At 69.3% G+C, this 11,746-nt stretch carries 11 protein-coding genes and 2 pseudogenes; 7 read left to right on the top strand and 6 right to left on the bottom strand.

Translation table 11 applies throughout. The features are described 5' to 3' along the window. Positions 1-192: 192 nt before the first annotated feature. Positions 193-1,347 (bottom strand): glycoside hydrolase family 3 N-terminal domain-containing protein, encoded by a 1,155-nt coding sequence (locus tag ACFVST_RS28530; RefSeq protein ID WP_390156485.1) that lies wholly within the window; start codon positions 1,345-1,347, stop codon positions 193-195. 120 nt (positions 1,348-1,467) lie between these two features. Beyond that, the gene (locus ACFVST_RS28525; protein ID WP_390156484.1) at positions 1,468-2,211 is read right to left on the bottom strand and encodes a GH25 family lysozyme; all 744 of its coding nucleotides are present in this window, start codon (positions 2,209-2,211) and stop codon (positions 1,468-1,470) included. Between the two features lie 846 nt (positions 2,212-3,057). On the opposite strand from ACFVST_RS28525, the gene ACFVST_RS28520 reads away from it, so the two are divergent. After that, positions 3,058-4,005: a DUF1648 domain-containing protein gene (locus ACFVST_RS28520; protein WP_390156483.1), complete on the top strand. Its 948-nt coding sequence runs from the start codon at positions 3,058-3,060 to the stop codon at positions 4,003-4,005. A 2-nt stretch (positions 4,006-4,007) separates the two neighbouring features. Beyond that, positions 4,008-4,376 carry a GntR family transcriptional regulator gene (locus ACFVST_RS28515; protein ID WP_390156482.1) on the top strand — a complete coding sequence of 123 codons (369 nt, stop codon included), beginning with the start codon at positions 4,008-4,010 and terminating at the stop codon, positions 4,374-4,376. A gap of 13 nt (positions 4,377-4,389) precedes the next feature. On the opposite strand, the gene ACFVST_RS28510 is transcribed toward ACFVST_RS28515, so the two are convergent. Continuing rightward, the gene (locus tag ACFVST_RS28510; RefSeq protein ID WP_390156481.1) at positions 4,390-5,169 is read right to left on the bottom strand and encodes a hypothetical protein; all 780 of its coding nucleotides are present in this window, start codon (positions 5,167-5,169) and stop codon (positions 4,390-4,392) included. A 40-nt stretch (positions 5,170-5,209) separates the two neighbouring features. Next, positions 5,210-6,276, bottom strand: a pseudogene (locus ACFVST_RS28505) (alkaline phosphatase); the annotation flags it as partial. A 234-nt stretch (positions 6,277-6,510) separates the two neighbouring features. On the opposite strand from ACFVST_RS28505, the gene ACFVST_RS28500 reads away from it, so the two are divergent. The 5 genes from ACFVST_RS28500 to ACFVST_RS28480 all read left to right on the top strand — a co-directional run bounded on the left by ACFVST_RS28500 (position 6,511) and on the right by ACFVST_RS28480 (position 9,786). Beyond that, complete coding sequence (locus ACFVST_RS28500; protein WP_390156480.1) at positions 6,511-6,723, top strand: antitoxin; 213 nt, start codon at positions 6,511-6,513, stop codon at positions 6,721-6,723. 107 nt (positions 6,724-6,830) lie between these two features. Further along, a complete protein-coding gene (locus ACFVST_RS28495; RefSeq protein WP_390156479.1) occupies positions 6,831-7,265 on the top strand; it encodes a VOC family protein in 435 nt (144 codons plus the stop codon). A gap of 117 nt (positions 7,266-7,382) precedes the next feature. After that, complete coding sequence (locus ACFVST_RS28490; RefSeq protein ID WP_390156478.1) at positions 7,383-8,168, top strand: hypothetical protein; 786 nt, start codon at positions 7,383-7,385, stop codon at positions 8,166-8,168. Position 8,169: 1 nt separating this feature from the next. Next, a complete protein-coding gene (locus tag ACFVST_RS28485; protein ID WP_390156477.1) occupies positions 8,170-8,970 on the top strand; it encodes a hypothetical protein in 801 nt (266 codons plus the stop codon). A 174-nt stretch (positions 8,971-9,144) separates the two neighbouring features. After that, on the top strand, positions 9,145-9,786 hold the full coding sequence (locus ACFVST_RS28480) for a hypothetical protein (protein ID WP_390156476.1): 642 nt from the start codon (positions 9,145-9,147) through the stop codon (positions 9,784-9,786). Between the two features lie 81 nt (positions 9,787-9,867). On the opposite strand, the gene ACFVST_RS28475 is transcribed toward ACFVST_RS28480, so the two are convergent. Then, a complete protein-coding gene (locus tag ACFVST_RS28475; RefSeq protein ID WP_390156475.1) occupies positions 9,868-10,734 on the bottom strand; it encodes a hypothetical protein in 867 nt (288 codons plus the stop codon). Between the two features lie 52 nt (positions 10,735-10,786). Continuing rightward, positions 10,787-11,746 (bottom strand): annotated as a pseudogene (locus tag ACFVST_RS28470) (hypothetical protein); the annotation flags it as partial.

Here is an 11,746-nt window from a genome sequence, read left to right as displayed (position 1 = left end):
TCGCCGGGAGGGCGAGCGCCGACAGCAGCGCGGACGCCGCTATTGCGGCGGAAAGTCGCGTTCTACCGTTCAATTGGCACCTTCAGGAAGGGAGTTGAGACCGGTGACAAGGAGAGTTGATATCGGGTCGGCTGCCGTCAGGCAAGGCCCTGTCCAAGGGGCAGGACCCGCCTGACGGCATGACACCAACTCTCAGGCGAGGCTCCGGCGGAGGGCGAGAACGCGCTTGGCGCCCGCGTCGAAGGCCGCCCCGTCGAGGGTGCCGTCCGCCAGCGCGTCCCGGATCGCGGCCACCGCGTCATGGCCCTGGTTGGAGTCGCGCGCCGAGCACAGGATCAGGTCCATCCCGGCCGCGGTGGCGGCCACCGCGCGCTCCCGCACTCCCCCGTGGCCCTTCAGCGCACCGGCTTCCAGCGCGTCGGTGATGGTGACCCCCTTGAAGCCCAGGCGGTTGCGCAACTCGCCCACCACGGTGGGTGAGAGACCCGCGGGCAGCCGGGAGTCGAACGCCGGATAGGTCGCCCAGGACAGCATCACCATCTGCACCCCGGCGGATATCGCCGAGCGGTACGGCACCTCGTCGGTGCCGCGCAGGGTGGCCGCGGAGGTCTTGATGGTGACGGGCTTCAGGTCGGTGTTCTGATCCGCCTTGGCCGGGCCCAGACCGGGGAAGTGCTTGGCCGCGGCGGCCACCCCGGTGGCCTGCTGCGCGGTGATGAACGCCGACCCGCAGGTACTGACCACCTTCGGGTCCTTGCTGTACGAGCGCTGATACTGGTCCGCGAAGTCCCCGGCGGTGCGGTACACATCGAGCACCGGCGCCAGATTGACGTTCATGCCGACACTCGCCAGGTTCTTGCCCGCGGCGGTACCGGTGGTCTTGGCCTGGCCCTTGGGGTCGGAGGACGAGCCGACCTTCTTCGCGGACGGCACCGGGTCGCCGGGCAACCGGCGTACCATGCCGCCCTCCTGATCGGTCATCAGCAGCAGCGGCGCCTTGAGGGGGGCGGAGGCGGCGGCGTCGACCATCGACTTGACGACGCGCTTGATCTGACTGGGGCTCTCGATGTTCTCCCCGAAGAAGATCACGCCCGCGGCACGTCCGGCACGCAGCGCGTTCATCAACTGGGCGGGCGGGGTCAGCCCCTTGTAGGAGTAGATGACGCGCTGTCCGGCGCGCTGGGCGGGGGTCATCGCGGCCAGCGCTTCCGCCGCCGACTCCGCCGCCACGGGGGCGAGTTGATCCGCCGCGTCCGTCCGGCCCGCAAACCCGACGCCGGCGGCCACCGCGGCCGTACCGGCGAGCAGGGCACCGCGTCTGCTGAGGGGCCCGTCAACCGTGCTCATGAGGTCCTTCCCTTACCTAGACCGTCGTTCCCGAAATGGGTCGGATGCGGTGCCTTGCCATACGGCACCCGGTGGCCACCGGTCGGTCAATCCGACGGCCACCAGGTGCCGATGATCCCGTCAGCGGGTGTTGTTGGCCAGAGCCAGGAGCCGGTCACGACTGCCGTTGAAGGTGTCCCGGTCAGTCTTGCCCGAAATGCCGCTGACCTTCCCCGAGTCGGTGTACTGCCAGATGGTGTGCGACTTGAACCCGCCCGGGATCTTCGGCGAGGAACGCCAGGAGGCCACCCACAGCGGGCTCTTGGTGGCCATGCCGCTCCAGCCACCGGTGCAGGTGTTCCACCAGCTCGGGCTGGTGTAGATCACCACGTCACGCCCGGTCTTCTTCTTGTAGGCGTTGTAGAAGTCCGTGATCCAGGTACGCATGGACGACTTCGACTTGCCGTAGCAGGTGCCTTCGATGTCGAGCACCCCGGGCAGCGTCAGGTTGTCCTTGGACCAACCGCCGCCGTGCGAGGCGAAGAAGTTGGCCTGCGTGGTGCCGCTGGAGCTGTTCGGGCGCGCGAAGTGGTAGGCGCCCCGGATCACCTTGGCCTTGTAGGCGCCCGAGTAGTTGGAGCTGAACTTCGGGTCCTTGTAGTCGGTGCCCTCGGTCGCCTTGATCCAGGCGAACTCGATGCCCGCGCTGCGCACCGACTTCCAGTTGATGGAACCCTGGTGGTGCGAGACGTCGACACCGGCCGGCTTGGCCTTCAGCTCGGCCTGCGTCGGCGCGGGGCCCAGGTTCAGCTTCCCTTGGGACGGCGCGAAATCCTGCCCGTCCTGGAGGTAGCCGACGCCCATGTAACCCTGGCCGATGGGCATCTTGGATTCGGTGGCTTCGGACTTTGCGGAAGCGGCGCCCGACGTCATGCCGACGGTCAACGCCACGCTCGCGCAAAGCACTCCGGTGACGGCGAGTCTTCGCTGAACTGACTTCGAGGAGAGGTGTGGGGAGTTCAAAACTTCCTCCTGGAACGGGGGCGTGAGACACAGGTGTTCTGAGCGATGCCTTGGGCGGTAGCGCGCCGCGCTGCGTCTACCGCCACCGACCGCGACCGGCTTCTGACCGCGGTGGCGCAGCATGTGCGGTGACGCCGGGAACCGATCGGCGTCTACGCGCGTCCACTTGTGGTGGACGCGACAAGTGGGCCATGAACAGCGCCCTCCCGTAAAGACCTTTCCGCTACCCCCTGTGGTCTACACCAGTTCATACCCTGATGAGCTGCGCCGACGCTCGGGCCCGGAGGGAAATTTTCGCGATGGCCAAAAAGTGGCACCCATTATTCCGGCCAACTCGCCTCCCTGTAAAGGCCGTTGACCCCGGCCGGGATATCCCGCATAGAAGCGATTCTGTCTGACATGCGACCGGTGGAGTAGCGCATTCGGATAACCGCCCCGGTAACCGCTCTGGATTCCGCACTACACCCCGTGACAGCGTTCTCGCTCCAGAGTGACGGGTGAACCGAATATTCCGCACTTCTGTGAACTCCCGTTTCAGAGAAGGCAGTTCAATCCGGCCCGGGGTGGGGGTGGGCCTGGACGGTCCGGGCGGTCCGGGCGGTCCGGGCGGTCCGCTGCGGCTTCGGTCTGACTCTGGTCCGGGTGGTATTGTTCTAGGTGAAGTAGAACAAAAGTGTGGCCGCAGCAGCGAGACCGAGGGGGAGTCAGATGAGCGCCGTCCGCAGGTGCGCCCTGGCAGTCGTTCCGTTCGTCGTGGCGATCGTCGTCTACGCCGTCACCGCCCTGACCCGCTACGACCGGCTGCCCGCCCGGATGGCCACCCACTTCACCTTCGACGGCACCGCCGACGGCTTCTCCGGACGCGACACCGCGCTGTGGAGCGATGCCGCGATACTCGCCGGCCTGGGTGTGCTGTTCGCCGTGCTCGCCCTGGTCAAGAAGCAGCAGACCTTCCGCCTCACCACCCCGATCGGCTTCGCCACGGCCGTCATGGTCGGGTACCCACTGGTCGCCACCCTGGTGGCCCACAGCGACGTCAAGGACCCGCACACAGTCCAACTCCCGCTGTGGCAGATGCTGGTGGCACTGGTACTGGCGGTCGGAGCCGGCGCCCTGGCCTGGCGGTTGATCGGCAAAGGCAGCCCGATCGGCAGCACCGGTCCGCCGACCCCGTCGCTGCCGCTGGCCGAGGGCGAGGCGGCGGTCTGGACCCGCCATCTCGTCTCCCGTGGACTGCTCATACCGTCCCTGGGCGTGGCCCTCTGCGGCGTAGTCGCCCTGGCCTTCGAGATCTGGCCCGCGGGACCGCTGATCATCCTCGCCGGACTGCTCCCCGCTGCCTTCGGCGCGGTCCGGGTCACCGTCGACCAGCGCGGTCTGACGGTGTCCTCCACGCTGATACCCAGGCCCCGGCTGACCGTGCCCCTCAGCCGGATCACCGGTGCCCGCAGCACCCGGGTCCAGGCCATCGGGGACTTCGGCGGGTGGGGGTACCGGATCGCCCCCGGCCGCCGGGGCGTGGTGCTGCGCTCGGGCGAGGCCCTCTCGGTCGCCACCACACAGGACCGCGAGTACGTGGTGACCATCGACGACTCCGCCACCGCCGCCGCCCTCCTCAACGGCCTGGTCGAACGCGATTCCAAGGAGCGTGCGTAGGAATGCTGTTCCGGGTGGTTCCCGGTTCCCCCGTGCCCCTGGGCGAGCAGATCGCCGCCTGTGTACGGGGGGCGATCGCCAAGGGCACCGCGGCCCCCGGCGAACGGCTGCCGCCGGCCCGCGAGGTCGCCGAGTCGCTGGGCGTGAACGTGCACACGGTGCTGCGCGGATACCAGCGCCTGCGCGACGAGGGCCTGCTGGAGCTGCGCCGCGGCCGCGGCGCGGTGATCACCGCCAGACCCGGCATCGCGGACCAGGCCCGACTGACCGAGTCCGTCTACGCCCTGATCACCCAGGCCCGCGAACTCGGCCTCACCGACGCGGAGTTCCTCCTCACGGTCAACAACTGCCTGGCGGGGCGGCCTGGTTGAGAGGGGGTCCGGGTCAGGCCCAGGGCTCCAGGAGTTTGAGGGCGTGGGTGCAGGACGCCACGAAGTCCCTGGCGGCGGGGACCGTCACCGCGCCTCGATCGCGGAGGAACTTGTGACGCAGTCGCATCAACTCCCGTAGCAGAGCGATGATTTCAGGAGGGACACCGAGGTCGGCGAGCGATTCGACCAGTTCGAGGGGGCTGACGGGGATGGGCGTCGGCAGAAGGCTGCGCGGACTCGTCCACCTGATTTGATCCAGCCCGCCCACTAGTCCGATCGCCGCAACCCTCACCGCCTCCCGCGGGTCGTCCCCGGCGAGCCACGCGGCCTCCTGAAGCTTCCCGTAGACCACCGCGAACGGCCCCACGGACCACCCGACGGGCAATCCCCTAGCCCCACCGTCCGAGCCGCCGCCCTGCCCGACCGCTCCCGTCGGCCCTTCAACCGCCACCCGCTCCGCGTCCGCCAGCCGCACCCCCTCGTACTCTGTCCGAGCGGGCGAAGGCGACGGCCACGACGGTGTCTGTGACTGCGGGGGCGGAATGGTCGCGGGAGGGTCTTGGAGTGCGGCGGCCCGGCGGCGTTCCTCGGCCGCTTCGGTCAGTTCCTCGGCGACCCGGCGGGTGGCACGGGCCTCGGCGGCGAACTCCACCGAACCGGCCGGGGTTTCGACTCTCGAAACGCGGTCGATGACGCTGGCCAACTGGTTCCGGAAGAGCAGGCCCAGTCCCACCGCCACCAGCGGCCAGGCCAGCGCCTTCACATATTCGAGCACCAACTCCGCGACATCCACTCCCCCATCCTGCCCGAGGCTTCGAGGGAGCGGGGTGGGTTCAGCGGGTGCCGAGGGCCGTGCGCAGGGTGGTGAAGAGGTCGGTCTGGTCGGTGACCCCAAGGACCCGGTAGGCCTGCGGTCCCTGGGCGGCGATACGGACCTGGGTGCCGGTGTGCTCCTGGGACTGGCCGGGGGTGTTGGTCGAGTAGTTGACCTTCAACTGCTGGCCCTCGTCGGTGACCAGGGTGGACGACAGACCGGGCGGGTTGGCCTCCAGCGGCACGATCTGGCTGGTGTGGCAGTGGTCGGCGGTGGTGACGACCAGGGTGTCGGGGTGCTTGGCGGCGTAGTCGCGGGCGGTCCGCACGGCACGGTCGAAGGCGGCGGTCTCCCCGATCTGCCCGCAGGGGTCGGCAGCGTGGTCCTGCTTGTCGATGGAGGCGCCCTCCACCTGGAGGAAGAAGCCCTTCTTGCTTGTGGTGCGCCTTCTGCTTGGCTTCCAGGAGCTGGATGGCCTTGGTGGTCTGGTCGGCGAGATTCGGTGTTGCCCGGCGCGAAAAGGCCGAGCACCGGCTTGCCGCCCTTGGCCGCCTTCAGCGAGGCGTCGTCGGTGACGACCTCATAACCCAGCTTCCGCGCCTGCTCGGTGACGGTGAGCCCCTGGTACCTGCCGTCGCTGACCTTCTGGTCGAAGCGCTGCTTGCCGCCGCCGAGGAGGACATCCACCTTGTGCTCCACGCTCTGCTCGGCGATGGAGCCGGGGCCGCCCTTGGCAACGGTGTCGGCCGGGCACTTGGCCATATCGGCGGGGCCCTGGCAGGAGCGGTCGGTGACATGGGAGGCGAGCACCGCGGGGGTGGCGTCGGTGAGTTCGGCGGTGGTGACACTGCCGGTGGCGAATCCGCCGCGCTGCGCCAGTTCCAGGATGGTCCGGGCCGCCTTGTCGCTGCCCGGCGTCTTGGAGATACGGCCGTTGACGGTCTTGACACCGGTCGCCCAACCGGAGCCGCTGGCCGCGGAGTCGGTGACGTAGTCCGGCGTACCGTCCTCGTGCACGGCGTAGGTGGTGTACGCGCCGGTCAGGGGGAAGCGGTCCATGGCGAGGCGGCCGCTCGCGCCCACGGTGGAGTACAGGTCCACGGAAGGGGTGGACTCGGGCACAGCTCAACAGCCGGCGGCGAACCTCCGGGTACCGGTGCCGGTCCTTCCGGTGTCATTACCGGTCCTTCCGGTGTCATGAGGGCGACACGGTCCGGCGGCGGCCCGTTCCGGATCTTCGTCCCCTGCGGCCGCCGCACCTGGGATGATGGCCCCCGCCCGAGTCGGGCGGACCAGTGCGATACGAAAGGCGGGCCGACGGTGTTCGACAACCTGAAGAACCTCAAGGACAAGGCGGAGGACCTCGCGGAGGAGCACGGCGACAAGATCCAGGACGGACTGGAGAAGCTGGGCGAGTTCGTGGACGACAAGACCGACGGCAAGCACAGCGACAAGATCGACACCGCGGTCGACAAGGCCCAGGAGTATGTGGGCAAGTTGGGCGAGAAGGACTCGGACGACACCAAGGGCTGAGCCTGGGCGGGACACCCGCGCCGGGGCCCCACGCAGGCGGCCCCGGCACCCGCACCCGACCGGAAATTGAGCGGCGACCTCCCCGGTCCCGCCTCTACGATGAGCCGATGACGTCGATCAAACAGGTCCAGGTCACCTTCGACTGCGCGGAGCCGGAACGCCTTGCCCGCTTCTGGTGCGAGGTGCTGGGGTATGTCGTACCGCCGGTGCCCGAAGGGTTCGACACCTGGGCCGACTTCGAGCGTTCACGGCCGGTTGAGCGTCAGGGTTCGGGGTTCGCGTGCATGGACCCGGAGGGTGTGGGCCCGCGCCTCTACTTCCAGCGGGTGCCGGAGAGCAAGGTCGTCAAGAACCGGGTGCATCTCTGTGTGCGGGTCGGCACCGGCCTCGTCGGCGAGGAGCGGCTGGCCGCACTGGAAGCCGAATGCACCCGCCTGAGCGCGCTCGGCGCGGCACGGGTACGGCTGCTGCTCGCCGACGAGGAGAACGAGTCCTGCCTGGTGATGCAGGACATCGAGGGCAACGAGTTCTGTCTGGACTGACCCGCCAGGGACGGGGTTGGAACGCGGGTCCGACGCGGGGTTGAACCGGGGGAGATATGACCGCAACACCGCCAGGAGGTCGCCCATGACAGGCTCTGGCATAGCGCGGAGCCGCCCATGAGCGGCGGTGGCGTAGGCGACTGCGTCATCCCGGTCATACTGTCCCTGATCTTCGCGCTGGTGGCGCTGCTGGTCTGGGCGGACACCCTGTGGGAGTGGGAAAACCTCATGTCCCCTCCCCAACCGCACGATCCGGCCCGCTACTTCACCCGGCGCGAGTCCTCCTGGCGGGACGGCCCCGAGTCACTGCACTCCTGGGCGGGCAGCAGCCCCATGCCGGACGGCAGGGATCGCGGTCCGGTCCGGGTCGCGCGCATCGAGGCGGTCCTCGACGGTGAGAGCAGCGACGAGGGCGGCGGCGTACCGACCCGTCTGCGCATCAGCACACCCGACGGAGACACCTCACTCATCCACCTCGATGTGTCGGACGTCCGTAACGTCCGACCGGGCATGTTCCTCCCCGTACGACACGAGCCGGACGACAACTCCCCAGAGCAGGGCGGGACTTGGGACCGAGCGTGGGAGCTGGACGGGCCCGCGGTGGGCCGGGTGCTGCTGGACCACCGGCACCGGCTCGGCCTGGTCGACGACGAGGCCCACCGGGTACTGCGGGAGCGGCTGACCGAGACACCCGAATCCGCCGAGGTGCGGGCCATCCGTCCGACGGGAGCGGTGCGCCACGGCCATGTCGAGGTCAGACTGAATGTCATGGTCGGCGAACTCGCCGCCACCGTACGGGGGTTCCTACGTCCGGAGGACGTCGCGACCGTCCGCCACACCGGCCGGGTCCCGGTGACGCGCTCGGCACGGGGAGGGTGGCTGCTGTGGCCCACGTGGTACTGACATGAGCGACGACGATGCACATGAGGCCGGCCCGCCCGATGCGTTCCTGCTCGCCCACTACCGGCGCATCCGGCGGCGCCGAAAGACCCGGCTGCTGATCAGCGCGCCCCTGGGCTGCCTGTCCGTACCCGCCGCGATCGTGCTGATGTTCGTCACCGGCCTACCGTGGCCGTGGATCGCGGCCGGGCTGCTCGCCACCCTGACCGCCCTGGGCCTGCTCAATATGACCAGCGTCCGCATCCCGGAACGGCCGCGGCCCGACACCGAGTTGGAGGCGGCCGTCGTGGTGGGCGTCGAGATCACCACCTGGTCCAGCGCCGGGGACCAGACCCACACGGCCCGGGTCATCGGCCGCCCACTGGGCTCCGCCACCGGCCAACTGGTCCACGGATACCGGGAGTTCCGCTCCGACCGCGGCTGCCCGGTCCGCCCCGGAATGCTGTTCGGGTTCCGGCGGCACCCCACCATGCGGCACCTGGTCTGGATCGAGAAGCGACAACAGCCACTCCCCCTGCTCGCACTCCGCGACGGACGCCCCTGGGAGCGGGCGGACATCCGGGACGCCGTGGTCGAGTCGGTGCACATCAGCGGCGAACCCGAACCGGGACCGGAGGGCGACTGGTGGCCGACCACCATCACGGTCCGGCTGGACGGCGCACCGCTACGGGACACCCGGCCCCGACTGCCCGAAGAACTGGGCCAGTTCGAACCCGGCACCACCGTACGGCTCGCCCGTGAGCAGAGCGTCAACATCGACCCGGCCACCCAACTGGTCACCGCCGTCCTGCCCGAGACCTTCTGAACTTTCCGAGCGGTGTGGGCCTGCTGAACTTTCTGCGTGGCGTACCGACGCCCACGACGCCAAGTCCGCCGGGGCTGCGGGAAGTTCGCCCGCAGGGATGAAGAAACGTATCCCTGGAAGTGGGGCTTCGTTGATCGGTTGCTAACCGACCAACTGAACAGGGAGAACCCACCTGTGAAGATCACCACCGTCGCCCGCGCCGCCCTCGTCGGGGCCTCCACCCTGGCCGTCCTCTCCCCCCTCCAGGCGACCGCCGCAGAGGCCGCCCCCGGCTGCACGGAGAAGAACATCGCCTACCTCGACTCCCAGGACCAGCAGGAAGACGCTGAGGCCAAGGTCACCACAACCCAGCAGGCACTCGACCAGGCGACCGCGGACCGCGCCACCCTCGATCAGACGGCCGAGGTGGGCTACAAGCTGTTCAGGTCTTTCAACAGTGGCCGGCTCGGGTACGTGTACGCGAACTCCGAGCCGGTGATGCAGAAGGCGGGCGCTCTGTACGATGCGGCGGAAAAGCATGATCCGGCGGCCACGGCTGACGCCGCCGTCGCCGAAGCGGATGCCGCGCAGAAGGCGATCGACGCTATGTCCGACGACGACAAGAAGGCGACGCACCCCCTCCTCCTGGACAGCGTCCGCGACTGGATCAAGGAACTGCGCTCCAAGGCGGAGGCGGCGCGGAAGGCGACCGCCGCTCCGGACGTCGAGAAGCGGCAGGCCGAGCTGGACACCGCGATCGCCGACAAGGAGAAGGCCGCCAAGGCGGTACGCCCGGCACGCGACGCCTACCGCGACTGCCTCGCCAACAACGGCTGACGTCGGGGGACGGACCACCACGCAGCGGCGCCCGAGCCGAACTCCCTCGCCTCGGGCTCCGCTGCGGCAGCCCCGGACTACCTATTCGGTGTCAGCCTGTTCCCTATCCCCGGCGGGAGCGTCGAGGAAGGGTGCCAGCGCTTCGGCCGCCGGGGCCAGTCCCTCCCACAACCGCGGGGAGGCCACCGGCCAGAACTCCCGCCGCAGCACGAAGAGTTCACGGCCGACGATCTCGATCCGGGCGCCGCGGCGGAGTTCGCCCACCCGGTCGACGACCCCGCTCTCCAGCAGCCTCCGCAGCGGCGGATCGTCCGGTGCGGTCGACCAGAGGCGGAGCCCGTCCGGCCACTCGACCGGTCCTACGTCGCGCAGTCGCCGCACCTCGGGGCGACTCGTGCGGGCGAGGAGAGTGTGCGGATAGGCCCTGCGTAGCCGGAACACCACATATCCGGCCTCGACACTCTCCTGCCCACTGGAACCGTCCTCCGAGGACTCCCGGTAGTTGGCGATCACGAATCCGCACCGTCCGGGCACCGTGAAACGGTCCAGATGGCGGTGACGGGACGACGGCGCCTCGAAGATGTGCGCCGCGAGCCGGGGCACATCCTGTGGCTCGGGCTCGTGGACCAGACCGTTGACGCGCGCGAACTCCCCCAGCCGATACCGGAGTTGGACGCGCTGCCCCCAGTATTCGGTGCGCTGCCACACCAGCAGGGCGAGGGCCGCGAACAGCAGAGGACCGCACACCAGCACCGACCACAGCACCAGGTCGGCCGAGGCACCCTCCACCGAGTACAGCCCAGCCAGTGCTCCACCCGTCCAGACCGCCAACACCCCGGCGAGCCAAGCCCGTTCGGTGCGCCTCCACCACCGCGGCTCGGCCAGGTCGGCGCCGTGCCGCCCGGCGATCGCCTCCGCCCGGAACCTGCGCCACCGTGCCCTGTCCACGCCCACCCGCGCCGTCAGCGGCGAAGTGGTGAAGGCACTGTGCACGGCGGGGTCAGCTCGCCATCTGGCGGTAGACGATCTTGCCGGTCCTGGCGTCCGCGTACAGCCAGGCGCCACCGTAGTTGTCGGAGGCGGCGATCTTGAACACCAACCTTGCGTCGTCCAAATCCACGTAGATACCGGTCACTTCGGCCTTCTTCAGTCCCAGGTCGTTCTTGGTGATCCGGATGAGCCGGGGCAGCAGATCCCAGTCCGCCTGCGCGATGTCATAGGTCTCGGCGTCGTTCATCCGGCCGCCGCTGTCGCTCACCTCGCCCTTCCCCTCCGCGTAGCGGAAGCCGTTCCACACCTCTCCGTCCTTCGACGGCACACTGACGGCGGCGCTGTCCCGGTCCAGGCTGAAGGAGCCGGTCACGATCGTCCTGCCCGTCAGCCTCTTGATCTCCCGTACGACCTTGCGGGCCCCGGCGGGTGTGCGCAGATTCTCCTTCGTCGCGGTGGGCGACGGTGTGGGCGAGGGGCTGGTGGCGCTGGGGGTGGGTGAAGTGGCCGTGGCGGAAGGGGAGTTGTGGGCCGCGGGTGGTTTGTCCTCGCCGAAGGACAGCAGGCTCTCCCGGAACACCAGACCGGTGGTGATCGCTGCCAGCGTCAGGGGGATAACCATCCACCGCCGCCTCCGCCCCGTACGGGGCCGGGTCGATGGCGACCCGGACTTCTCGTGACCGGCATCGACGGTGCCACCTTCCGCACGGCCGACGGTCTCGTCCGTACCCGTACCGGTATCAGTCGGCTTGCCCGTGCCCGTGCCCGTGTCGGCAGTCAACTCGGGTGCGTCCGCCCCGGATTCGGCTTCCGTACCGTCCTCGGTGGGTGCGGGCTGCGGCGGTTCCTCGTGCCCCGCGGTCAGCGACTTCGGCACCGAGAGGATCGTCCGGGACCGTTCCCCCGCGGCCTCCGCCAGCAGTTGGTCCAGGTACTCCGCGTCCGGCCGGGAGGCCACGTCCTTGATGAG

This window comes from Streptomyces sp. NPDC058045, assembly GCF_042885635.1.
Taxonomy (GTDB): domain Bacteria; phylum Actinomycetota; class Actinomycetes; order Streptomycetales; family Streptomycetaceae; genus Streptomyces.
Note: the sequence above shows the minus strand (reverse complement) of the source record. Positions and strands in the feature narration are given on the sequence as shown.